This is a genomic window from Dyadobacter sp. BE31 (assembly GCF_031457695.1).
Taxonomy (GTDB): domain Bacteria; phylum Bacteroidota; class Bacteroidia; order Cytophagales; family Spirosomataceae; genus Dyadobacter.
Genome location: NZ_JAVDXA010000001.1, coordinates 1,123,001 through 1,145,523, shown reverse-complemented (window position 1 = coordinate 1,145,523; position 22,523 = coordinate 1,123,001). Strand labels below are relative to the sequence as shown.

The 22,523-nt window shown below is 50.3% G+C and carries 22 protein-coding genes; 4 read left to right on the top strand and 18 right to left on the bottom strand.

Features of this window, described 5'->3' with window-relative positions:
- Positions 1–25: 25 nt before the first annotated feature.
- Complete coding sequence (locus tag J2Y43_RS04785; protein ID WP_309981007.1) at positions 26–1,309, top strand: TIM barrel protein; 1,284 nt, start codon at positions 26–28, stop codon at positions 1,307–1,309.
- Positions 1,310–1,385: 76 nt separating this feature from the next.
- Here J2Y43_RS04785 and J2Y43_RS04780 read toward each other — a convergent pair whose 3' ends face one another.
- Both J2Y43_RS04780 and J2Y43_RS04775 read right to left on the bottom strand, forming a co-directional pair.
- Complete coding sequence (locus J2Y43_RS04780; protein ID WP_309981008.1) at positions 1,386–2,405, bottom strand: GntR family transcriptional regulator; 1,020 nt, start codon at positions 2,403–2,405, stop codon at positions 1,386–1,388.
- Between the two features lie 142 nt (positions 2,406–2,547).
- Entirely contained in the window at positions 2,548–3,849 is a 1,302-nt protein-coding gene (locus J2Y43_RS04775; RefSeq protein WP_309981009.1) for a DUF6600 domain-containing protein, read from the bottom strand.
- A 128-nt stretch (positions 3,850–3,977) separates the two neighbouring features.
- Here J2Y43_RS04775 and arfB point away from each other — a divergent pair, with 128 nt between their 5' ends.
- Positions 3,978–4,385, top strand: a complete 408-nt coding sequence (arfB, locus tag J2Y43_RS04770; RefSeq protein WP_309981010.1) for an alternative ribosome rescue aminoacyl-tRNA hydrolase ArfB — start codon at positions 3,978–3,980, stop codon at positions 4,383–4,385.
- 14 nt (positions 4,386–4,399) lie between these two features.
- Positions 4,400–5,641 carry an MFS transporter gene (locus tag J2Y43_RS04765; RefSeq protein WP_309981011.1) on the top strand — a complete coding sequence of 414 codons (1,242 nt, stop codon included), beginning with the start codon at positions 4,400–4,402 and terminating at the stop codon, positions 5,639–5,641.
- Between the two features lie 4 nt (positions 5,642–5,645).
- Here J2Y43_RS04765 and J2Y43_RS04760 read toward each other — a convergent pair whose 3' ends face one another.
- The 8 genes from J2Y43_RS04760 to J2Y43_RS04725 form a co-directional block, all read right to left on the bottom strand.
- On the bottom strand, positions 5,646–5,990 hold the full coding sequence (locus J2Y43_RS04760) for a DUF6984 family protein (RefSeq protein WP_309981012.1): 345 nt from the start codon (positions 5,988–5,990) through the stop codon (positions 5,646–5,648).
- A gap of 30 nt (positions 5,991–6,020) precedes the next feature.
- A complete protein-coding gene (locus J2Y43_RS04755; protein ID WP_309981013.1) occupies positions 6,021–7,052 on the bottom strand; it encodes a hypothetical protein in 1,032 nt (343 codons plus the stop codon).
- A gap of 49 nt (positions 7,053–7,101) precedes the next feature.
- The gene (locus J2Y43_RS04750) at positions 7,102–7,308 is read right to left on the bottom strand and encodes a DUF433 domain-containing protein (protein WP_309981014.1); all 207 of its coding nucleotides are present in this window, start codon (positions 7,306–7,308) and stop codon (positions 7,102–7,104) included.
- A gap of 410 nt (positions 7,309–7,718) precedes the next feature.
- The gene (locus J2Y43_RS04745; RefSeq protein WP_309981015.1) at positions 7,719–11,150 is read right to left on the bottom strand and encodes a PVC-type heme-binding CxxCH protein; all 3,432 of its coding nucleotides are present in this window, start codon (positions 11,148–11,150) and stop codon (positions 7,719–7,721) included.
- Positions 11,151–11,194: 44 nt separating this feature from the next.
- Positions 11,195–11,518 carry a HigA family addiction module antitoxin gene (locus J2Y43_RS04740; protein WP_309981016.1) on the bottom strand — a complete coding sequence of 108 codons (324 nt, stop codon included), beginning with the start codon at positions 11,516–11,518 and terminating at the stop codon, positions 11,195–11,197.
- Positions 11,519–11,520: 2 nt separating this feature from the next.
- A complete protein-coding gene (locus J2Y43_RS04735) occupies positions 11,521–11,799 on the bottom strand; it encodes a type II toxin-antitoxin system RelE/ParE family toxin (RefSeq protein ID WP_309981017.1) in 279 nt (92 codons plus the stop codon).
- Positions 11,800–11,909: 110 nt separating this feature from the next.
- Positions 11,910–12,470 carry a Uma2 family endonuclease gene (locus J2Y43_RS04730; RefSeq protein WP_309981018.1) on the bottom strand — a complete coding sequence of 187 codons (561 nt, stop codon included), beginning with the start codon at positions 12,468–12,470 and terminating at the stop codon, positions 11,910–11,912.
- 75 nt (positions 12,471–12,545) lie between these two features.
- Complete coding sequence (locus tag J2Y43_RS04725; RefSeq protein ID WP_309981019.1) at positions 12,546–13,751, bottom strand: DUF763 domain-containing protein; 1,206 nt, start codon at positions 13,749–13,751, stop codon at positions 12,546–12,548.
- 157 nt (positions 13,752–13,908) lie between these two features.
- Between J2Y43_RS04725 and J2Y43_RS04720 the strand changes: the two genes are divergently transcribed.
- Complete coding sequence (locus J2Y43_RS04720; RefSeq protein ID WP_309981020.1) at positions 13,909–15,201, top strand: hemolysin family protein; 1,293 nt, start codon at positions 13,909–13,911, stop codon at positions 15,199–15,201.
- A gap of 84 nt (positions 15,202–15,285) precedes the next feature.
- Here J2Y43_RS04720 and J2Y43_RS04715 read toward each other — a convergent pair whose 3' ends face one another.
- The 8 genes from J2Y43_RS04715 to atpA all read right to left on the bottom strand — a co-directional run bounded on the left by J2Y43_RS04715 (position 15,286) and on the right by atpA (position 22,521).
- On the bottom strand, positions 15,286–15,975 hold the full coding sequence (locus J2Y43_RS04715; protein WP_309981021.1) for an SDR family NAD(P)-dependent oxidoreductase: 690 nt from the start codon (positions 15,973–15,975) through the stop codon (positions 15,286–15,288).
- Positions 15,976–15,995: 20 nt separating this feature from the next.
- The gene (galU, locus tag J2Y43_RS04710) at positions 15,996–16,859 is read right to left on the bottom strand and encodes a UTP--glucose-1-phosphate uridylyltransferase GalU (protein WP_015814067.1); all 864 of its coding nucleotides are present in this window, start codon (positions 16,857–16,859) and stop codon (positions 15,996–15,998) included.
- A 184-nt stretch (positions 16,860–17,043) separates the two neighbouring features.
- Positions 17,044–18,039, bottom strand: a complete 996-nt coding sequence (locus J2Y43_RS04705; protein ID WP_223402466.1) for a mevalonate kinase — start codon at positions 18,037–18,039, stop codon at positions 17,044–17,046.
- Between the two features lie 184 nt (positions 18,040–18,223).
- Positions 18,224–18,751 carry a YceI family protein gene (locus J2Y43_RS04700; protein ID WP_309981022.1) on the bottom strand — a complete coding sequence of 176 codons (528 nt, stop codon included), beginning with the start codon at positions 18,749–18,751 and terminating at the stop codon, positions 18,224–18,226.
- A 126-nt stretch (positions 18,752–18,877) separates the two neighbouring features.
- On the bottom strand, positions 18,878–19,609 hold the full coding sequence (locus J2Y43_RS04695) for an outer membrane lipoprotein-sorting protein (protein ID WP_309981023.1): 732 nt from the start codon (positions 19,607–19,609) through the stop codon (positions 18,878–18,880).
- A 76-nt stretch (positions 19,610–19,685) separates the two neighbouring features.
- Positions 19,686–19,874, bottom strand: coding sequence for a DUF433 domain-containing protein (locus J2Y43_RS04690; RefSeq protein ID WP_309981024.1), 189 nt, complete (start codon positions 19,872–19,874; stop codon positions 19,686–19,688).
- A gap of 96 nt (positions 19,875–19,970) precedes the next feature.
- Positions 19,971–20,855, bottom strand: coding sequence for an ATP synthase F1 subunit gamma (gene atpG / locus J2Y43_RS04685; RefSeq protein WP_309981025.1), 885 nt, complete (start codon positions 20,853–20,855; stop codon positions 19,971–19,973).
- Positions 20,856–20,943: 88 nt separating this feature from the next.
- The gene (gene atpA, locus J2Y43_RS04680) at positions 20,944–22,521 is read right to left on the bottom strand and encodes a F0F1 ATP synthase subunit alpha (RefSeq protein WP_223402478.1); all 1,578 of its coding nucleotides are present in this window, start codon (positions 22,519–22,521) and stop codon (positions 20,944–20,946) included.
- Positions 22,522–22,523: the final 2 nt, after the last annotated feature.

Below are 22,523 nucleotides of genomic sequence, written 5' to 3'. Positions count from 1 at the left end.
GCCAAGTCTTTTTAATTTTATCCAGATGAAAATTGAACAATATCAGATCGACCAGCACAACGACAGTCTGTTTTCGCGGCATAACAACCAGTTTATCTTCCTGCAAGAGCAGCTGGGCGAGCAGGGCATCCATGCAAAGGACATTGTAAAGTCGCTGGAAGCATTCCAGGTGGCGATCCCGAGCTGGGCATTGGGCACCGGCGGCACGCGTTTCGGACGTTTCTCGGGCGTAGGGGAGCCTCGTTCACTGGAAGAAAAAATCGAAGATGTGGGCTTGCTGCATGCGTTGAACCGTTCGAGCGGCTCTATTTCGTTGCACATTCCCTGGGATATTCCCGGCCAGGCACAGCCGATCATCGATCTGGCGACGTCGCTGGACCTGAAATTCGACGCGGTTAACTCCAATACTTTCCAGGACCAGAAGGACCAGGAGCTTTCGTACAAATTCGGCTCGCTCTCGCACGTGGACGCGAAGGTGCGCAAGCAGGCGGTCGAACATAATATTGAAGTGATCAAACATGGCGAGAACCTCGGTTCGAAGGCATTGTCGATCTGGTTGTCGGATGGTTCGTGCTTTCCAGGCCAATCGAACTTTGTAAAAGCATTCCAGAATACGCTCGAATCCTTGCAGGAAATCTACGCAGCATTGCCGGATGACTGGAAGGTTTATGTAGAATATAAGGCCTACGAGCCTAATTTCTATTCCACAGTAATTCAGGACTGGGGCAGCTCGCTGCTTTTCTGCCAGAAACTCGGCCCGAAAGCGGATGTACTGGTAGATTTGGGACACCATTTACCTAATGCAAACATCGAGCAGATCGTAGCGACATTGATGATGGAAGGCCGCCTCGCAGGTTTCCATTTCAATGATTCCAAATATGGTGATGACGACCTCACGGTAGGCGCTATTCGTCCTTACCAGCTGTTCCTGATCTTCGTAGAACTGGTGGAAGGTATGAAACGTGCTAATCGGGCCGCCGACACCTACGCGTGGATGATCGACGCAAGCCACAATGTGAAAGACCCGCTGGAAGACTTGCTGCAGTCGGTAGAAGCGATCCTGATCGCGCAGGCACAGGCATTACTCGTCGACAGAAAGAAACTGGAACAGGCCCGCAACGAAAACGACGTGGTACTAGCCCAGCAAATACTGCAAAATGCATTCCGCACCGACGTGCGCCCGCTTGTACGCGAGGCCATACGCCTGAGCGGCGGCTCGCTCGATCCGATCGGTTTGTATCGTCACCTCGGTGTCCGTAACGAACTGCTGAACGAACGCGGCAAACTGACCGTGGCGACAGGTTTATAAATAAAAAATGTTGAGTAATTGTATTAGATAAAAGTCCGGGAGCATTTTGTTTCCGGACTTTTTACTTGCGGTTATATCAAAGCGATTTCCGGCGGATCAGTGTAAACGGATTTTTGACCAGCGCCCTTTTTCCCTCCTTGATAATCTCTGCCGCGGTTTTACCCATTTCCTCATGGTCGGTGGAAATGGTGGTAATGCCGTCGAGCAGGATTTCTTTCAGCGGCGTCTCATTGTAAGAAATAATGCCCACATCTTTACCCACGACGAGCTGCTGCTCTTTGCATTGCTTGATGAGGTTTACCAGGTCGTTTTCTTCGATCACGACATAAGCCGTATCCTTCACCGCCGTGCTGTTTTCATGAAAATCATACATGATCTCATGCTCAAACTCGTGCTGAATGCAAAAAATGCGGAAGCCTTTGAGGATTTCCTTCGGATAGCGGATCATCGTCGGGAAAATGAGGACCAGCTTTTTGTAAACTTTCAGTAAGTCCACCGCCTCGTTCAGGGCGTAGACAATATCCTTCTCGAAATTCTGGTAAACCGCTGAATGCTTTTTAGTGGTGAATTCAATGTCCTTGTCAAGCAAAATCAGCTTCTCCGGAGGAATCATTTTCAGCGTCTCGATCGCCTCATCCATCTCTTCATAGAAATGCGGCATGATCACGTAGTAGTCGTACTCACCCAGGCTGTTCTTGATCAGGTTTTTGAAAATATTGGTATTCGAGTGGTGAATATGCAGGTCGACGTTCACATTGGGGCCGATATTCTCCACAAATGCATTGTAAACCTGTTTCTTATAGTTGCTTATTTTGTTGAAAACCAGCAGGATCCGAAGCGATGTTTCGATATCCACGCGGTTGATGAAGTAACCTTTTCCGCGAACTGAAATCAGCACGCCGTCCTTGATGAGATGCTTGTAAGCCTTTTCGACGGTATCGCGGGAAAGCAGATATTCCTCACTTAACTGGTTAATGGAAGGGATCTTGTCGCCTCTTTTCAGCTTTCCTTTACTAATCGCCTGCAACAGCGATTTGATAATCTGCATGTACTTGGGTGCACTCTCCTTGAACTCAATGTCAAATTGTATTTCCATTCAATGCCGTGGGTTGGGGATCAGGCTAAAAATAACATTTTTATCTGTTTTCGAAGCGTAAATCGAAAGTCTTCATAAACAAAAACAACCCGACGGAAAATACTACTATCCCGCCGGGTTGTTTTTATGTTAAGGGCTGAAATTATCTCGGTCCTCTGCCACTGCGTTCGCTGGAACCACCACCGTGGTTACCGTTGTCGCCGCCGCCGCGGTTACCCCCGCCATTGTCGCCGCCACGGTTGCCGCGGTCGTTACCGCGCGGTTCGGGAGCACTTCTTTCCTGGCGTTCTACACGTGGTGCGGGCTCATAAGAGCGGTTGCTGCGTTCCTGTCTTTCCGGACGTTCGATATTCGGGCGTTCCACGCGTTCCTGGCGGTTGCCGAAGTCGCGGTTACGTTCGGAGTTATTGCCAGGGTTACCATAGTCGCGGTTACGTTCAGAGTTATTGCCAGGGTTGCCATAGTCGCGGTTACGTTCGGAGTTATTGCCGGGGTTGCCATAGTCGCGGTTGCGGTCGGAGCGGTTGGGTGCTTCATAGCGATCGTTGCGGCCCGGATTCGGCGTTTCGTAACGGTCGTTGCGGTTGTCATTCGATTCGCGGTTACGCTCAAAGCGGCCGTTACGCTCTTCGTATGGGTTACGCGGGCCACGTCTCGAATTGTCACCCGGCTCAATGCGGTTATCGTCGTTGCGGTTGCTGCGGTCGATGCGGCCATTGTCGCGGGTACCGTAGTCGTAGCGGCCGTTTCCACGGTCGGCGATAATCACCCGTCCGCGGCCTCTTGGGCTGGCGTCGATTGTACGGATAGGTACGCTTCTGCGGGTGATACGCTCGATCTCGTCGCGGCGCGGGCCGTATACATACGTGCGGTTGTTGCTGCGGTAATAGTTGTTGATGACAACCGTATTGTTATAGTAGTGCGACACGCGGCGTTGCGGAGCGCAGTATGAATGCCAGCTTGGGCTCAGGACGTAGCGCTGCGGTACAAACACCCACCAAAACGACGGAATATTGATGGAAACATTGATATTCACCCCGGGGCCCAGCGGTGCCCAGCCATAATAGCCGCCACCCGAGCGCCAGTTTACCCACGCAGGGCCCCATTCGTAATCGGGTACCCAAAACCAACCATAGTAGTCGTCGTACGACCAGCGGCCGTAGTGGAACGGCGCCCAGCCCCAGTCATATTCCGAAACCCAGGTATTTCCGTATTCTGTTTGCTCCCAGTAACCAGCGGTGGAGTAAGGCTGGAACCCACGGGGAACGTCGGGGATCCAGACGGAACCATACTGCGGATTACGCATCCAGCGGCCGTAAGGGGCAAGCTCGTCGTAAAAAGTTTCGAATGTAATCCTGAAACCAGGCTGTGCCTCGGTTTTGTTGGACACTGAAACTCCGATGAACATGAAAATGAACAGGCCGATTATTCTTAGTGTACGCATGGTGCCCATTGCTTTATGTGTTAATTGTTTTCCTGTTGTTTAAAAATCGATTCTTGGACGTTACTTTTAGATTCTGGTTTAATGTTCCCGCCGGACATTAACACGTGTTAACAAAACTTCCATTTCAAATGATTGATCCTGAAATCCTGCATCCCGAACTCGTCTTTCAGACAGCCCGGAGCGGTGGTAAGGGAGGGCAAAATGTGAATAAGGTCGAAACAAAGGTAGAACTGCGTTTTGATATTCCGAATTCGCAATTCCTGACCGGCGAGGACAAGCAAAAGCTGACCGAAAAATTATCCAACCGATTAACGAACGGTAAAGTGCTCGTATTATACCACCAAACCGAGCGTTCGCAACTGGCCAACAAGGAGAAGGTCGTCGAAAAATTCGACCGGCTTGTCCGCCAGGCGCTTACGGTGGAGAAAGACCGGAAAGCTACCAAACCTACATTGGCTTCCAAGCTCGAAAGATTGAGAGCCAAGCAGCGTACGGCCGCCGTTAAATCAATGCGCCGGAAGCCTTTTGAAGAATAAACGAAAACACCCTTATGACCGCCGTCACTCCTGTTCAGCCCAAACTCAGCGCCGTTTTCACACTACCTGTTATCGTAGCTTCGCTCGGCTATTTTGTGGATGTGTATGATTTGCTGCTTTTCAATATCGTGCGTGTCCCGAGCCTGAAAGACCTGGGGCTTTCGGAAGAGGAAATCTCGCAGATCGGCGCCAATATTTACAACTGGCAGCAGGCTGGGTTGCTCATTGGCGGTTTTTTATGGGGGATATTGGGCGACAAGCTCGGTCGCCGCTCCGTCCTTTTCGGCTCGATACTGACCTATTCGCTCGCAAATATCGCCTGCGGATTCACGCAGAATGTTGAAATCTATTCGGTCCTGCGGTTTATCGCCGGTTTTGGTCTCGCCGGAGAATTGGGTGCAGGGATTACACTGATCGCCGAAATTTTGCCGAAAGAATTGCGCGGTTACGGCGCCTCGGTAGTGGCTAGTGTGGGTCTCGCCGGTGCCATTGCCGCATTCTTCGCAGTGAAGCTCACCGACTGGCGCATGGCCTATTTCATCGGCGGCGGCATGGGGTTGATATTACTCATCCTTCGTGTAAATGTGTTGGAATCCATTGTTTTCAATAAAAGTCTTGAAAAGAGGGGATCGAAACCCGTGCCGTGGTGGACGATCTTCACGAGTTGGTCGCGGTTCGTCCGCTATATGCGCTGCATGGGGATCGGCCTGCCGACTTACATGGTTATCGGCATTTACTCGACCTTCGGAAACGAGTTCGCGAAAGCATTGGGCATTGCGGAGGAGGTTCAGGCGGGCACGTGCGTGCTCTACACGTACATAGGCGTGGTTACGGGCGACTTTTTCAGCGGAATACTTAGCCAATGGCTGCATTCGCGCAGGAAAGCCATTTTGCTGATGATGCTCATGACGCTCGCCGGCGTAGCCTGGCTGTTATCCGGTGGTATCAACAATGCCACTACGCTTTACATTTGTTACGTGTGGCTTGGTTTCTCCATCGGGTACATTGCCATGTTCCTGACCACCACGGCGGAGCAATTCGGAACCAACCTTCGCGCGACGGTAACTACCTCGGTGGCCAACAACGTGCGCGCGACGGTGCTGCTTACGCTCCCACTATTCCAGTTCCTGAAAAAGGATTCGGGCGTATTGCATTCAGGTGCGATTGTCGGTGCGTTATGTTTCTCACTGGCATTACTCTCGCTGTGGCGCATGGAAGAAACCTACGGCAAAGAGCTGGATTACGAAGAAAATTAACGGCTCATTCTTCGGGCGTTTTGCCGAATATCAGCTTATCGGGAGTAGGGTATTCCAAGAGTTTGGTAAAATCCACTTTCCAGAAATCGAGGTCGAGGAGTTGGCCATCGGTATCCTGGGTTAATGTAATCACCACGGGTGTATCGTCGATATCGACATACTCAGCTTGAATGAGGTCTCCGGCGTATCCATTTACATTGCCGCCGAGGCTGATACTCCCCATTTTTCCGCCCTCATATTCATCCACCATTTCATTCACCGGGAAATCGATCGGGTCGAGCCCCAGTTTTTCGAGGAGGAAGTGAATAATGTCCAGCTCTTCACCGCGGATGGGTCTGATATTGCTCATGATATTGTTTTTGTACTAAAAATAAGTGGGTCAACCGGCGGTTTTGCCACGCCATTGCTCGGCTTTTTTGGCCACAAACCAGAAGGATAACGCCAGTAATGCAAAGAAAATCCCCGCATTGGTACGATCCCAGAAATATTCGAAATAGCGGGTGTAAATATTTAAAAGGAAGAAAACCAGGCACAAGTCACGTAATGTTTCCTGCTTGTATTGAAATGCATAATAGAGCATTCCCGCAAGCACGAGCGTGAAACTCAGCGCCCAGAACCAGAAATGGCTTTGTTTGAGCGCCTTCCAGCCTTCATAATCGGCATAATTGCCAAAAATGGAAAGCGTCCAGCCGGCTATCAGAAAGAGGAGCAACCCAACCGTGTACGTAACGTCCTTCAAAAAAGCCAGCGGTCGAATTTGCCCTATTATAAAAGAAGCTCCCCAGATCACCAGCCCGAAAACCGTCATACGTAGCGGGTAATTCATGCCGAGGAACCGGAAGTTACCACCTGACCAGTAATGCGTCTGCGCGCCCCACCAGCCTGCCAATGCAATAATGGCCGTAACCCAAAGCAACGTCGATCGCAGAAAAATAGCGACGCCTCCATAAGTCAATGCTGCAAATAACAGTGGTAATGCATAGTTGCCGGGCCCATCGAGCAAGCCACGCGTCCAGTAAGTGATCGCGATCGCGATCGTCAGGATAATGGCGATATTGTAAACTTCGTTACTCGCTTTCGCACCTTTGGAACTATCCATGCGCCGTTTGGCGAGGTACACAAGAAGTCCTGCAACAAAAGTGAAGAGTATGCCGACGATATTCTCCGAAAAACCCCAGCGCTTACGCAGCAGCTCGATCCATTTTTCGTCCAACACCAGCGCCCCAAAGGCCAGCAAACCGCAGGAAACGGCAGAAATCAATGCGTAAATAGCGATCGCATCCACATTTGCATTTCTCACACTATAACTGCCCCGAAGTTCCGTCGCAAGTTCCTTAGAAATACGCGCGTCATCTTCCCAGGACTGTATCGCCCTGCCTACAACTTCTGCTTCCTTTTTGTCGAGTTCCATTCAAATTTTTTGATGTTGATGAAATTAAAACCGTGCCTATAAATGGGCGTTACAAATAGCTGTTTTTGAAACTAATACATGCTTCGATATCTTCTATTTCTAACGCGGGATATTGGTAGAGCAACTCTTCCGTCGTTGTTCCGGCAGAAAGAAAATCGAGGACAGTTTTGACAGTAATACGCATTCCGCGGACGATAGGTTGTCCGTTACAGATTTCGGGATCGATAGTAATACGTTCTGTTAGATAGGTTATCATATTCATTCATTAGGGGGCTCCTCCGGAGCCAGGAATGTGTGTTTTGCCAACCTCTGCTAAAAACAGGGTGATCCTACGGATCAGGGATATTGGCACCGTTTGCCGCAGGGCGGCATCCTGTTTATAGCAACCCGATCCGTCCTTCTAATGTGGCTCCGGAGGAGCCTCCTAAGTCTGCTAAACTTCGCTATAAAGCAATTTCCATCCAGTCGGTATGCGATTAATTTCTTCCACAGTACAGATAAATTTAAGTTACGAATACGCTTCTTTGGTGCAGCCGAGTCGGAACATCTTGGTTCAAATATACTCATTTCGAAATACCGCAAACATTCGATTAATAATTCCCGGTTACATAAAAAACAAACCCCGGGACGATTAAATCCCGGGGGGTGAAATAGAATGGAATATTATTACTTCTTCAAACCCGAAAGGAACTCTACCACATCGCGGATCTCTCTCTTCGACATGATATTACCCATCGGAGGCATGCTCGAAGGTACGTTTTCACGTTTCGCAATGCGTGAAGTCGCAATTTTTAACGGTTCGGCTTCGGAGGTTTTCAGTACCAGTTCGTGCTCGTTTTCCTGGGCCAGGATTCCGGCTGCGGATGTTCCGTCTTTCAGTGTCAGCATCACCATGCCAAATCCGGGCGACAGGCGCGCGCTTGGTTCGATGAGCGCTTGCAGAATTTGCTCGCGTGTAAGGACGTTTCCGATGTTCGAAAGGTTAGGGCCTACTTCTCCGCCCTGACCACCGATCGAGTGGCAGCGTACGCATTCAGCAGCCGAACTGGTCATGAAATAACGACGGCCTGCCTGGGCATTTCCTCCGAACAAGGCATCCTGGTAGTCGGCCGCGGTGTTGCCTTGCTTGCGCAGCGGTGCTATTTTGGCGATCAGTGTGCTGGATTTGGTAGAATCAACAGCCTCTCCGAGGTCGAGGAGCAGGTTATTCGGCAACTTGTTATCGGCCATTTTACTGATCAGACCGGTAAGGATGGTCTCTGTTTTAGCAACGGGCAGGCTACCCAGTACTTTCAGGATTTGTTGTTGCTCACGGACGCTCCCTTTTTCGAAAATGGTGTTGGAAATATCCGCGAGTGCTTCTTTCGACATATTTACGCTTCCTACCATGCCCAAAGCGGCCGTACGAACATCTGCGTCCGAGTCGCTCATACCTTTCTTCATTACGGTTTCCATGTCCGTATATTTCAGGTCGTTCAATGCCACGAGCATTGCCGCGCGGACTTTCGGATCGTTGCTGTCGCTCAGGATTTTCGCCAATGCAGCGTTATTATCGCTTACATTCAGGTTGGTCAGCATTTGCGCGGTCGCGATCAGGATTGCGGGCTCGTTTTCCTGTAAAAGATCAGCCACTACCGGCTTGATTTTCGCTTTCACACCAGCCGGATCGCGCTCCATCGGGCCACGGTAACGGCCATCTACGCGGTCGGTTACCGACGGGCTTGCCCAGGTTCCGAGCGTTGCCAGTGCCTCTGCACGCATTGCTTTATCAACATCTTTCCGTTTTGCAAATGCGATCAGGTCGTTCAATTGCGCATCGCCGCCTACGCGCAGGGCCGCATTGATTGCACGGCGCAGCAATGGTTCCGAAGTGAATCCTTTCTCGTTCAGCACGGCAGCCAATGCAGGCAATGCCGCAGGAATGGAAAGGTCGTCGTTGATACCGCGGGCAGCTTCTGTTACAATGTATTCGTCCTTGTCTTTCAGGAATGCGCTGATCTGCTCGTTTTTCATGCGGCGGAGCACGAGTACCCCTGCAATGCGCAAGGATTTTTCGGGGCTGCTGGCCAATGCGGCGATAGGTGCCACCTCGCCTATGCGCGAAAGTGCCAGCACACCCGCATGACGGATGTACACGTCCTGATCATTATTCGCTTTCACCATGTCAATCAACGGCTGCACGGCATTCTTGTCCTTCATCCGACCGAGTGCCTGCGCCGCGAAGAACTGTACACGCGGATTTTTGCTTGCCAGCATCGGGATCAGCATCGGCCCGGCTTCTGCGATTTTAGCATCGCCTAGTACTTTTGCAGCTTGTACGGTAATTTCTTCGTCAGAATCCTTCAACAAAGTCATCAGCACATTGGCATACGACTTATCCTGGCGCGCCAGTTGGCCCATTCCCCAGATACCATGAATGCGGCCAAACTGGCTGCCTTTTTGTTCAATGGCTTTGCTCAACACCGCAGCACCTTTCGCGCCTCTTGAAGCGAGTTCAAACTGTGCTTTCTGGCGGATGCGCATGTCTTCGTAAGAGAGAAGCGGTAGTAATGCATTGTCGGATTGTTTGGAATAATCCAGCTGCATGAGGCGCTTGGTTTCGGTACGGACCGTTTTCAGGTCGTTTTTCTCGTCGGTAACGTCGAGTTTCCACACGCGGCCGTAATTTTTGGTATCCCAACCGTTGATCCAGTCGGCCACGTATAATGCACCATCCGGGCCGAAACGGATACCGGTTGGCAGGATGCCCGTCAGAATGTTTTTCTCGCCGTCCAGCACGAATGAAGCACCTTTTGGTTTCAAACCAAATGACCAGATCGGCGAACGCGCAGGGTTACCCACAAATTCAACCAGGAAGAACTTGTTTTTCCATTCCTTACCCAACGCAGTTCCCGGGTTGTATTGCATACCGGTAGGACCATTGTGGTAGTTTTGAATAGGAGGAATGATATATGCTGCCTGACCGTCCCAGCGTGGTTTGAACAACTTTTCGTCCATCCACACCTTGTAGCTGTTGTTTTTAGGGTCGGTATACTTACCGTATTGCCAGTTGGAGCGCCAGCCTGCATCCGAGCCTTCTACCACGTGCACCAGACGCTCGCTTTCGCCGGGGTGGTCGCCGTCGTTGTCGGAGCTGATGAGGTTACCATATTCGTCGAACACGAACTCGTGCGTGTTACGCAACCCGTGCGCGAAGATCTCGAAATCGCTGCCATCCGGGTTTGAGCGGGCAATGATACCCGAGTTAGGGTGCTCATGTTTCACGCCGTCGGCCGTGGTAATGTTGGCGCCAATGTCGCCGATATTCCAGTAAATCTTGCCATCGGGACCTTCAATCGGGTTGGACATTCCGTGGCCGCTGAAACCGATGTGCACGCCATAACCGTGGCTGATCGACGTTTTTTCGTCCAGCACGCCGTCTCCATTGGTATCTCTCAAACGCCACACATCCGGCGCAATCGTTACGAAAATGTCTTTCGCACGCACGAGCAAGCCACCCGCTACGTCGGAAACTTCGTCGAAGAAATCGTCGAGGATACGCATCGATACGTCGGCGATGCCGTCGTTGTCGGTGTCCTCAATGCGCCATACTTCGTCTTTTTCTACCGCGAGGTCTTTCCAGTCGTGAGAGCCGTCACCGTTGAGGTCTTTCAGCCAGTTGTTTTCTTTGCTTTTTTCGGGAGCAAATGTCTTATGCAGGAACTTGCGGCGATCTTCGACCGTCTGCAATGCGATGGATTCGGTAATCCAGTTGCGGTGCCCGCGAATATCGAATTCGGAGTTTTTCTGGCGATTGGTCCGGTTGAGATACACCCTTCCGGCGTCATCCATTGCAATCGCTACCGGGTCCGGCGCCAGCGAATCGGATGCCCATAGGTCGAGTTTCAACCCGTCGGCGAGCTTAACAACCGTCTTTTCGCGGATTTCTTTGGCTCTCGCCTTACCAGTAGCGGCGTCTTCTTTGACGATTACTTTGGTGCTGTTCGTTTTGACGACCGGCCCGGACGACATCGGAGCCATTTTCATACACGACACTACCGCCACCGTGGTAGCCGCCATCAGGGTTAGAGGTGTTTTGAGATGTTTTTTGGAGATCATTGAGTATTAGGTATTAACATAGATTCAGTGATAGGAGGCCAGTGTTAGGCCGATTGTAAGCTGCGCTTCTGAACGAAATGCTGAATGCTCGCCCTATTAACTTTCTGTTCAGCATGCCAGAGTTCATAGTCGCGTTGCAATTTCAGCCAGAATTCAGGGCTAGACCCAAATGCTTCGGATAATCTGACGGCCATTTCCGAGCTTAAACCCCGATGCCCGTTCAAAATATTGGAAAGCGTTTTAGGTGATATTCCTAATCCTTCTGCGACTTGTCTTATCGTCAGATCGTTGCCGGTTTCTTCTTTTATTCCCTCCAAGATATCCCGGATCATCGAGCCCGGGTGCGGAGGCATCATTCCTCTTTTCATAGTCAGTGGTAATCTAAATAGTCGACGTCGAAAACCTGCCCATCTTCAAACCGGAACGTCATCCGGTAATTGCCATTCACTTTAACAGACCAGTGGTTTTTCAACTCACCTTTCAGCGGATGGAGATTCCAGCCGATAATGTCCAGCTCTTCCAAGGCGCGGGCCTCGTCCAGCCGATATAGGATTCTTCTTATTTTTTCAACGTGGTGTGGTTGCAGCCGGGCGGGATTGTTGGTTTCAAAAAACAATCGCAAACCTTTATGCCTGAAACTATTGATCATAGCCGTTCCAAAAGTAGTATATACTCTGCGAAGTACCTAAGTTGTTTAAATGCAGATTGGAACGTTGTAAAATCTAATGAAGCAAAGTGTTGAGCAAATTAATCTGAATTTTAAAGATGTCGAAAAAGCAGTTCACGCACCGAAATTTCGAAATCTTCCATCACAGGATATGCCGAGCAAATGTCGTGTTCTGTGCAGATTTTGACATTTTTTCGGGAGGAATAAACGTATACTACCTCGTTGTCGGGGTAAATGTGCCAAACGACTTGAACAGAAGAATTGAAATATTCAGCCAGCTTTTCCTCGACCTTTTCGGCGTCGTCGGTGGGTGAGATTACTTCTATGAGAAATTCAGGAACGGGCTCGTCATCGGATGTGGCAGAGGCGTCGATTTGCTCGCCGGAGAAAAAAGCTAAGTCAGGCCGGCGCATTTGAATGCCGCTGAGCATGACGTCCTGTTCCATGATCAGCGCGCCGCCTTTGGAGAAAGCCGCGGTACCGAAGAATAGCTGTTGAAGTCTCCTGATGATGAAGAGGTGTTTTTTCTTCACTTTCCCGAATCTGATGATTTTGCCGTCGTTCCATTCATACTTAAATCCATCGGCGGTTTCCCACTGGACGAATTCATCCAGCGTGCGGGGTAAAACCGAAGATGTGGAACGGAGTATCATAGCTTGGGTATCAGTTGTTGTACTTGATATTAGGTGACAAAGACTATTCTAAAATTACGAATCAAAAACTCACAATCAAAACAACTCCAGCTGCCCGTCCCAGCCTTTCGGTTTTTTTGCTTTGCCTTTCACTGTCCGGCCTTCGTACTTCCAGGAGGTGTCGCGTTCGTGCTGGACGATGTCGTTGAAGCGGTTATTTGGCTGGAACTCCTTTTCGAGCTGTGCCGACACTTTGGAGAGGTTTTTCAAGGCGTCGTATTTGTCCTTATCACCCATTTTAGCGAGTTGAATGGCGCGGTCGAGCGTGAGGATGGATTCGTCGTACACGGTAATGGGCACGGGAAACGGATGGCCATCCTTGCCGCCGTGTGCAAAGGAGAAGCGGGCGGGATCACTGAAACGCGACGGCGTGCCATGGATGATCTCGCTCACGAGCGTGAGCGACTGAATCGTACGCGGACCTACGCCTTCGAGCATGAGGAGCGATTCCATATTGTCGACGGGATTGTCGTGCGCCAATGCGAGTACGGCCCCGAGCCTTTTCAGGTTCACATCTTCCGCGCGGACATCGTGGTGATCGGGCATGACCAGCTTCGAAACTTCCCGCATGATTTTATCGGGGTTTTCTTTGGTAAGGTCCAGAATGCCCGAGCGGGTAGGAGCGGCGGCTTTGGCAGTGAGGTTGAGGATATTGCCCTGATTTTGCCCATAAATGAATGTGTGGGGCTCTTCAATGAACGACTGGATACTCGGAGAATGCCAGTGGTAACGACGGGCAAGGCGGTCGTCGGTGTTCATGCCTTGCTGGATTACCGCCCAGTTGCCTTCTTTGGAAAGGACAAATGAATGCAGATACAGCTGAAAGCCATCCTGAATGGCGGTGTTATCGACTTTGGCTGAGAGCTTGCTGTGATGCACGAGCAGGTTCCCATTCAGCCCCGTTTTATCCGCAATCGCCAGCAGTTCCGACGGCGTTTGCCGCGAATATTTACCCCGGCCCCCGCAAATGTAAATGCCCAGATCCGACGACCGGCGGTTCACGGATTGCTTCAAAGCGCCCATGACCGACGTGGTGATGCCCGACGAGTGCCAGTCCATTCCCAGCACGCAGCCCAGCGACTGAAACCAGAACGGATCGCTCATTTTTTGCAACAATGCATCGCGTCCGTACTCCATCACGATCGCTTCCACGATGGCGCCACCCAGCGCGCTCATACGTTGTGCGAGCCAGACGGGAACTTTCCCATAGTGCAGGGGTAAATCGGCGTGACCACTTTTCATAGGGAATCCATATGGGATTCAATTTACGAAAATTCGGGGTAGCACCGGGTAACCGCAAATGCATTTATGGCAGCCGCCGTTTCTCAATGGCCCGATTTTTTGTTAAAATGCAGCTTTAAAACGCATTTTCACTTCAAAAACGGATTCACCGGCCTCCATGGTTTTACAGGTTATCATTACCCTTGTACTCGTTCTGCTCAATGGCTTTTTTGTTGCTGCCGAGTTTGCAATAGTCAAAATCCGCGCTTCGCAGCTCGAACAGAAAGCCCAGGAAGGGAATCGGATGGCCATTCTTTCCAAGCAAATTGTCTCCAATCTCGATGGGTATCTGGCTGCTACTCAGTTTGGTATCACGCTTGCGAGTCTTGGGCTGGGTTGGATAGGGGAGCCGGTCGTTTCGAAAATGATCATTGGCGCGATGGACCTCGTAGGCCTTTCCATTGACCCGGAAGTGGCGCACCATATTGCATTACCTACCGCTTTTGCGATTATCACTGTACTGCACATTGTATTCGGCGAACTCGCACCGAAATCGATCGCGATCCAGCGACCGGAGTCGACGACCCTGGCTTTGTCCTATCCGCTGCATGGCTTTTTCCTGGTATTCAGACCGGTGGTGTGGCTGCTGAACGGCATCGCTAATGTGATTTTGAAAGGCGTAGGTATTACACCGTCGCATGGTAGCGAAGTGCATAGCAGCGACGAGTTGCGTTATCTGGTGCAGCAGCAGAAAGATAGCGGGATGATCGAAGCGGCGGATTATGATTTAATTAAAAATGCATTTGACTTTTCGGAAAGGGTAGCGAGGCAAATCATGATCCCGAGGCCACAGGTCGTGGGTATCGATGTCAATGACTTTACGGAGGCCAAACTTGAAAAAGTAATAGAAGAAGGCTACTCCCGAATGCCGGTTTACGAAGATACGCTCGACCAGGTGATCGGCGTGTTGCATTTGAAGGACCTGTTACTCAAAATGCGGCAGGGCAAGGATATTGTTCTTCGTGATTTGATAAGGCCTATCGCTACGGTGCACGGTTCCAAGCCCATCGGCGCATTGCTGCGCGAGTTTCAGGTGAACCGCCAGCAATTGGCCGTGATTGTGGATGAGTATGGCGGTGTGGACGGCATTGTGACTATGGAAGATATTCTGGAAGAGCTCGTAGGCGAGATTCAGGACGAGTATGACAATGAATTACCGATCGTCAAAAACGAGGCGGATAATACCTACACCGTGCAAGGTTCGGCGCCCATCGCGGATGTGAACGAAAAACTGCCGCACGACATTACCAAACGCCCCGATTATGAGACACTGGCTGGCTACCTGATCTGGAAGTTCGGCCGCATCCCTGCGGTGGGAGAGACGCTAAAATCGAAGCATTACGAGTTTACCGTGCTCAAAAAGCAGCGCAGCTCGATTTCGCAGGTGAAGATTGCGGTGCTTGAAAGTTAGTGGGGGACCGCCGACCGCCGATGTGCCACTAGGTCAGGTATTGTCAGGAAAGGTCTGACAGCCGACTGCCGAAGTACCATTAGGTCAAGCCTCATTATAGAGTTTCAGTACCGTCTGACGCAATTTTTTTCCTGTATCACTTAATACAAATGCGATGCCTTCGGCCATGTCAGAGGCGGGGATCCATTTGCTGAAATCGGAATTGGGCATCGCGGCGCGGTTGTCGGGCGTGTCGATAATGCTGGGGACGATCACCGTTGCAGTGATATTCTTCGATTTCCCCTCTGCATTAATCAAATCAGCCATTTGGAAGATCAGTGTCTTGGCAAGCGTATAGGCAAAACTTCCGGTACCCGCCTCGGGCACGAGCGCCGGGCGGGCGCCTATGAAGATGAACTGCCCGCCACCATTTGCTTCGAAATGCTTCATTAACGGCTTCACGATGTGGAATGCCGTTTTGAAATTCATCGTCAGCATTTGCTCGATGTCGGCGTCGTTCGTGTCGGTCAATTTGGCCATGGCGAAACCGCCTGCGAGTAATATCCCGGCCTCAATTTTACCTGCATTGGTAATGGCTTCGGCTACGAATAACTCAGCTTGTTCTGCGTTGGCGAGGTCGGCGAGGTAATTCGAAACGCTCGCATTGTCGGCGTATGCGTTGGTTTTGCCTTCGCGGACATTGATATGCAAGCCATAACCAAGCTCCGTCAATTTTTTCACAACGTCTTTACCAAGGTTTCCGGTGGCTCCCGTTACGATGACTTGTTTGGGCATGGCTATGGCTTTTTAAGTGCTTATTTGTTTAGAATATCAACCAGAAATTTCCGGAATGGTTCAGCGAATTCCTTTCTTTTCAATGCAAACTCGACGGTTGTTTTGAGGTAATCCAACTTATCGCCGATATCGTGGCGCTTACCTTCGATATGGTGTGCGAAGATATTCTCACGTTTCAGAAGGAGCAACAGCGAGTCGGTAAGCTGGATCTCATTGTTTTTGCCTTTTGGCGTTTGCTCGATCGTGTTGAAAATCTCAGGCGTTAGCACGTAACGGCCTGCAATAGCGAGGTTGGAAGGCGCTTTGTCGATCGCTGGTTTTTCCACCAGCGTGCTCAGTTCCAGAATCGAGTCGCTTAGCGAGTTTCCACCGACGATACCGTAGCGGTTTACTTTATTGGCAGGCACTTCTTCCACCGCGATCACCGAGCCGCCATATTGTTCGTAAGTATCCATCAATTGCTGCGTTACCGGGATCACCGAATCCATAATGGTATCGCCCAATAGCACTGCAAATGGCTCGTTACCCACGTGGTGGCGTGCGTAGTAAATCGCGTCGCCAAGGCCATTGGCCTCTTTCTGGCGCACGAAATGCACATTGGCCATATCCGCCAGGCGGCGCATTTCATTGAACCAGAGCAGGTCTTCCTTCTCTTCGAGGCGGCTTTCCAGTTCTACGTTTCGGTCAAAGTGATCCTCGATGGCGCGCTTGCCTTTTCCGGAAATAATCAGAATATCTTCAATACCCGAATCCACAGCTTCCTGTACCACATATTGAATGGTAGGAATATCGATAATCGGGAGCATTTCCTTCGGCATTGATTTGGTTGCAGGAAGGAACCGGGTCCCAAGTCCGGCAGCAGGTATAACGGCTTTGCGAATCATGTCTTAAGTGAACTTCGGCTTTCGGCTTTCGGCCGTCGGCCTTTTTTGTTTTTGATATGAGTATGATAATTCTATTACATATTTTCCCTTTCGACAGCCGACAGCCGACAGCCGACAGCCGACAGCCGACAGCCGACAGCCGACAGCCGACAGCCGACAGCCGACAGCCGACAGCCGACAGCCCTCAAACCACAAACGGCCTGATCACCCGTGCGTTGAATTTTTTCAACTGCACAAATAGTTGGTTCAGCATGTCATCGTCTTTGTAAATGCCGATGATGGTACCGCCGGAACCGGCAAATTTAGCGGATGCTCCGCAGGCGCGTGCCGCGTTGATCAGCTTTTTATTGGATTCAGGGACATTATAAATTTTGCAGCGCAGGTCGAAATTCTCGTTCATCAGCGAATGCAGGTCGTCGGAGCGGCCTTCCAGCAATGCTGTGCGGCCATCTTCGGCTTTTTGGGCAATCTGGCCGAGTACGTCGATCACGTCCTGCTCACCCCGGTCGTAGCGTGCTCGCACGTCGTTATGCACCTTGCCTGAGACTTTGCTGAGGTTGGTATTATAAGCCACATACAGTTTGGGCAGGAGCTCAGGGTTAATGCGCTCGTAGCGGCCGTGGCCTTGGGTCTGGATCATGGTTTTATCAAAATCCATATACACACAGCCTTCGTAGCACTGGATCACGCGGTCTTGCAAGCCGGCGGTAATGCCGAGCTCCTCGGTTTCGGTTACCATCACCAGCTGCGGCAGTATTTCGAGGGGGATTTCAACTTTGTAAAACTGCATCAGCGCCCGAAACAATGCTACGATAATCGCGCTGGAACCTGACATGCCTACCTGGCGCGGGATTGACGAGCGGTAGCGGACCGTAAAATTCTTGTTAGGAAGTTTGATATTATTCTCCTCGCAATAGTCCCCGAATTTCTTGATACCGGCCTTGATGAGCGGAATACCGCCATTATACCCCAGCATATTCACCGAATCGCGCAAGTGGAAAATGCTGCGGAATGTGTTCAGGTCCTGCGGCTGCGGCTCGATGTGCAGCTCCGGCGACTCGTAAAGCGAGATGGACGCTCCGAAATTTCTTACAGATATGGAGATCGTTTTACCGAAAAAGCCATCAGAAGGATTGCCTAAAAGCCCCGCACGGGCATAGGCGCGTGTTTCAATGATCAATGTAAATGCGTGTTTAGCCGGAAGTAATAACTATCTGGACGATAAAATACCATTTTGCCCTTATAAGCAGGTATTTCGGAATTTTACCCAATGCGGCTTGAAATCTATGAATGAACGGCCTGGAAACAAAAAAAGCGCGGATAAAAATATCCACGCTTTTCGTAAGAGGAACGGTTTATTAATATTATTGCTTCACGACCTGAACGTTCGCGATCAGTTTTACTTCATCACCTACAACCACACCACCTGCTTCGGTTACTGCGCTCCAAGCCAGGCCAAAGTCCTTACGGTTGATTTTTCCGTTAATCTCAAAACCTGATTTGTTGTTGCCATAGAAGTCGGTCATGTTACCACCGAATTCCGCTGCGAAATCAACAGTCTTGGTTACGCCCTTCACAGTCAGTTCGCCTGTCAGGTTGTAGTTATCACCGCCTTTCTTAGCCAGTTTACCCGTAAACGACAATTTTGGGTGGTTTTCAGCGTCGAAGAAATCAGCTGATTTCAGGTGCTGGTCACGTTGTTCTTGTTTGGTATCTATGCTTTCTACGTCAGCAGAAAAATGGACGGTAGCACCGTCGAAATCATCACTAGTTGTTTCAACACCGCCTTCGAAGCTGTTGAATGCGCCAGTTACTGTGGAGATCACAAGGTGTTTCACTTTAAACTGGATTTCTGAATGTGTTGGGTCAATTACCCATTTAGTAGTAGCCATTGTCTTTGTTATTTAAGTGTATTGACATTTAATGTATATACATCTAATTGGGAGGTTTAGTTTCAAATGCATAAAAAAAATCCCGAAAAAATTATTCCGGGATTTCAAAAAGTGCTTTGGGAGCGTCTATTGAGGCATTTCAAAAATTTTAGGATCAATTTTGGGGTTGATTTCCAGCGATGTGATTTTAAGCCCCATCTTGGTGCCGGGCATTGCCGAGGTAGTCACTTCCGAAGTAAACGGATAATAAATCCCATCCACGGCACGGAAATCCGATTGCACGTTTTCTGACATGATATCTTGCCCGTTCATCGACGTTTGGGCAACAATTTTCAGAATGTAGAATGTGTCTTTGGAAATGTAGTTGATCCTGCGTACGCCATTCGGTAAAGTCATGGTTACCTTATAAACCTTTGCGCCGCCCAGGTCTTCTTCCCCATCAAGGGTGACTTTGTAGCCTTTTTCCTTGTAGTTGTAAAGGCCGGTTAGGTCGGTTTCATTGGCCAGGGATTTCACGGCGTCCTCCGGTAATGCGGTCGGTTTGGTATTGCCGGCCATCGGGTTGATCGTCCAACCTGCATTGCCGCTCACAGCCTGCACGACCGTCATGCCTTGGACGGTACTCTCGCTCCGGAACCCTTTGTTCTGCACGATGATCGTGGTAATCGGCACTTTCATATTCATGATGTCCATTTCCGCCGAGATCTTCATGCTTTGTAGTTGGCCGAGTTTCGAACCGCCCATGGCTTTCACGTGTTTGGCCACAATGTCGTCGACACTTTGTGCGCTTACAGGGCTGGTAATGCAAGCGATGATCAGGAATGCGAGTAGTTTGAAAAGGCTTTTGGAATGTTGCATATGGTGTGGTTGGTTGGTAATGTTTGCCAGTTGTAGTCAAGAATAGTCAGGTGTAGTCAAGGATAGTCAGGTGTAGTTAGAAGTTCACGCACGCGTCTATGTCGGCATTTTCCAGTGACGGAAATTGATGCAAAATAGTCTCCCGGTCATCACCGCCTGCCAAGTGCTCTAATATCGTTTGCACGGTAATCCTTTTATTCCTGATCGTCGGCTTCCCATTACATAAATCAGGACTAACCGTAATCCTTTCAATCAAATCAGCCATAATTCGTTCATTTAAATGACAGACTACATTAGTAAATAAACAAAAAAACGGCCGGATTGTTGCAATCCGGCCGTTTGGAATAGGGTTGGGGTAACCTTAGTTTTTCAATGCTTCGGCACCACCTACGATTTCGAGGATCTCCTTCGTAATCGCTGCCTGACGCGTGCGGTTGTACACGAGGCGCAGGTCTTTCAGGAGCTCCTGGGCGTTTTCCGTTGCTTTGTCCATCGCTGTCATACGCGCTCCCTGCTCCGATGCATTGGATTCGAGAACGGCGCGGTACAACTGGATTTTCAGCGACTTAGGAATCAGTTCCGCAAGGATTTCTTCTTCGGCCGGTTCGAAAATATAGTTAACCTCGGTCTTTTTCGACTTGGTCGATTTGTTTTCAGCTACGATCGGAAGGTATGGATCGGTGTGGATGATTTGTGTAGCCACGTTTTTAAATTCGTTGTACACGATATCCACCGCATCGTAACGGCCTTCCGAGAAATCTTTCATGATCTCTTCGGCTGCGCTTTTCACGTTTACAAAGCTCAAACGGCCGAAAAGGTCGGTGTAAGCAGTGTTTACGGTGAAGCCGCGGCGTACGAGCGTTTCTGCTCCTTTTTTACCGATGGCAAAAATCTCTACATTCCCTTTCGCTGCCTGAGCCGCATATTTCGACTCGATCAGCTGGATTGTAGCTTTGATAACATTGGTATTGAATGCTCCGCACAATCCACGGTCGGAAGTTACGACAATGACGAGCACCTTTTCCACCGGGCGAACGGCTTTCAATGGGCTGTCGGCAGCGCTTTCCGATCCTGACGAAACTGTCAGAAGCATTTCTCCAAGCTTCTGTGCGTAGGGGCGCATTTGCAGAATGCTGTCCTGTGCACGACGCAGCTTGGCTGCCGCCACCATTTTCATGGCTTTGGTGATTTGCTGTGTGGAATTAACCGAAACGATACGGTTACGTACTTCTTTTAAGCTTGCCATTTTCTGGGTGTTTTAAGCGATCCGGTGATCCTATTATATATGTACTAGGAAAATGCCGGAACGGGTGCCGCTCCGGCATTTTTACCGGTTAACGATATTTTACAGCAACTTCTTTAGCTACTTTCTCGATAACGTCTGTTACGCTGTTGTCCAGTTTTCCGGCACGCAAAGCAGCGAGTGCTTCTTTATTCTGGCTAGCCAATACGGTCGTGAAATCCTTTTCGAATTCTTTCACACGTGCTACGTCTACGGTATCCAGCAAACCTTTGGTGGATGCGTAAACGGTCGCTACCTGCAATTCAACAGGAACCGGCGCGTATTGAGCTTGTTTCAAAACTTCCTGGTTGCGGCGTCCCCGGTCGATCGCCAGCTTGGTAGCGGCATCGAGGTCGGAACCGAATTTCGCAAATGCTTCGAGCTCGCGGAACTGCGCCTGATCCAGTTTCAGGGTACCCGAAACTTTCTTCATCGATTTGATCTGCGCGTTACCACCCACACGTGATACCGAGATACCTACGTTGATCGCAGGACGGATACCCGAGTTGAACAGGTTGGATTCGAGGAAGATCTGGCCGTCGGTGATCGAGATTACGTTCGTAGGAATGTAAGCCGAAACGTCACCAGCCTGTGTTTCGATGATCGGAAGGGCTGTGAGTGAACCACCACCTTTTACTTTACCTTTCAATGAAGGCGGAAGGTCGTTCATGTTCGCAGCGATGCTGTCGTCAGCGATTACTTTCGCAGCACGTTCCAAAAGGCGGCTGTGGAGGTAGAATACGTCACCTGGGTAAGCTTCGCGGCCCGGAGGACGGCGGAGGAGCAGGGACACTTCGCGGTAAGATACCGCTTGTTTCGAAAGGTCATCGTAGATTACGAGTGCAGGACGGCCGGTGTCACGGAAGTACTCACCAATCGCAGCACCTGTAAACGGAGCGTAGAATTGCATTGGAGAAGGATCCGAAGCGGCAGCAGCCACGATTACGGTGTAATCCATCGCGCCGTATTTGCGAAGGGTAGCTTCGATCGACTTGATAGTCGAAGCTTTCTGTCCGCAGGCAACGTAGATACAGAATACGGGTTCGCCTTTGTCGTAGAACTCCTTCTGGTTAATGATTGTATCGATCGCCACCGCAGTTTTACCTGTCTGGCGGTCACCGATGATCAGCTCGCGCTGTCCGCGTCCGATGGGGATCATCGCGTCGATCGCTTTGATACCGGTTTGAAGCGGCTCGGTTACCGGCTGACGGTAGATTACCCCCGGAGCTTTGCGCTCGATAGGCATCTCGAAAGTCTCGCCAGTAATAGGTCCGTTTCCGTCGATCGGCTCAGCCAGCGTGTTCACCACACGGCCAACGATTCCGTCACCCACTTTCACGGAAGCGATTTCTTTGGTACGTTTTACAGTAGCACCTTCTTTGATGTCACTGAAATCCCCCAGCAATACGGCACCCACATTGTCCTCTTCGAGGTTGAGAGCAAGAGCCTTAAGGCCATTCTCGAAAACAAGCAGCTCACCTGCCTGTACCTGGGAAAGACCATAAATGCGGGCAACACCGTCACCAACTTGAAGGACTGTTCCTACTTCTTCGAGTTCTGCTTCTGATCTAGCGCCTGCAAGTTGTTCGCGCAGGATGGCCGAAACTTCATCCGGTCTAACAGATACCATAG

Bases quoted from the DNA above. Each gene is read 5' to 3' on its own strand.
- atpG (WP_309981025.1), bottom strand. From the start codon at position 20,855: ATGGCAAGCTTAAAAGAAGTACGTAACCGTATCGTTTCGGTTAATTCC.
- J2Y43_RS04725 (WP_309981019.1), bottom strand. From the start codon at position 13,751: ATGAAAAGTGGTCACGCCGATTTACCCCTGCACTATGGGAAAGTTCCC.
- J2Y43_RS04700 (WP_309981022.1), bottom strand. From the start codon at position 18,751: ATGGCTACTACTAAATGGGTAATTGACCCAACACATTCAGAAATCCAG.
- J2Y43_RS04695 (WP_309981023.1), bottom strand. From the start codon at position 19,609: ATGCAACATTCCAAAAGCCTTTTCAAACTACTCGCATTCCTGATCATC.
- J2Y43_RS04775 (WP_309981009.1), bottom strand. From the start codon at position 3,849: ATGCGTACACTAAGAATAATCGGCCTGTTCATTTTCATGTTCATCGGA.
- J2Y43_RS04745 (WP_309981015.1), bottom strand. From the start codon at position 11,150: ATGATCTCCAAAAAACATCTCAAAACACCTCTAACCCTGATGGCGGCT.
- J2Y43_RS04690 (WP_309981024.1), bottom strand. From the start codon at position 19,874: ATGGCTGATTTGATTGAAAGGATTACGGTTAGTCCTGATTTATGTAAT.
- J2Y43_RS04785 (WP_309981007.1), top strand. From the start codon at position 26: ATGAAAATTGAACAATATCAGATCGACCAGCACAACGACAGTCTGTTT.
- J2Y43_RS04740 (WP_309981016.1), bottom strand. From the start codon at position 11,518: ATGAAAAGAGGAATGATGCCTCCGCACCCGGGCTCGATGATCCGGGAT.
- J2Y43_RS04755 (WP_309981013.1), bottom strand. From the start codon at position 7,052: ATGGAACTCGACAAAAAGGAAGCAGAAGTTGTAGGCAGGGCGATACAG.
- J2Y43_RS04735 (WP_309981017.1), bottom strand. From the start codon at position 11,799: ATGATCAATAGTTTCAGGCATAAAGGTTTGCGATTGTTTTTTGAAACC.
- J2Y43_RS04760 (WP_309981012.1), bottom strand. From the start codon at position 5,990: ATGAGCAATATCAGACCCATCCGCGGTGAAGAGCTGGACATTATTCAC.
- J2Y43_RS04780 (WP_309981008.1), bottom strand. From the start codon at position 2,405: ATGGAAATACAATTTGACATTGAGTTCAAGGAGAGTGCACCCAAGTAC.
- galU (WP_015814067.1), bottom strand. From the start codon at position 16,859: ATGATTCGCAAAGCCGTTATACCTGCTGCCGGACTTGGGACCCGGTTC.
- J2Y43_RS04765 (WP_309981011.1), top strand. From the start codon at position 4,400: ATGACCGCCGTCACTCCTGTTCAGCCCAAACTCAGCGCCGTTTTCACA.
- J2Y43_RS04730 (WP_309981018.1), bottom strand. From the start codon at position 12,470: ATGATACTCCGTTCCACATCTTCGGTTTTACCCCGCACGCTGGATGAA.
- J2Y43_RS04750 (WP_309981014.1), bottom strand. From the start codon at position 7,308: ATGATAACCTATCTAACAGAACGTATTACTATCGATCCCGAAATCTGT.
- J2Y43_RS04715 (WP_309981021.1), bottom strand. From the start codon at position 15,975: ATGCCCAAACAAGTCATCGTAACGGGAGCCACCGGAAACCTTGGTAAA.
- J2Y43_RS04720 (WP_309981020.1), top strand. From the start codon at position 13,909: ATGGTTTTACAGGTTATCATTACCCTTGTACTCGTTCTGCTCAATGGC.
- arfB (WP_309981010.1), top strand. From the start codon at position 3,978: ATGATTGATCCTGAAATCCTGCATCCCGAACTCGTCTTTCAGACAGCC.
- atpA (WP_223402478.1), bottom strand. From the start codon at position 22,521: ATGGTATCTGTTAGACCGGATGAAGTTTCGGCCATCCTGCGCGAACAA.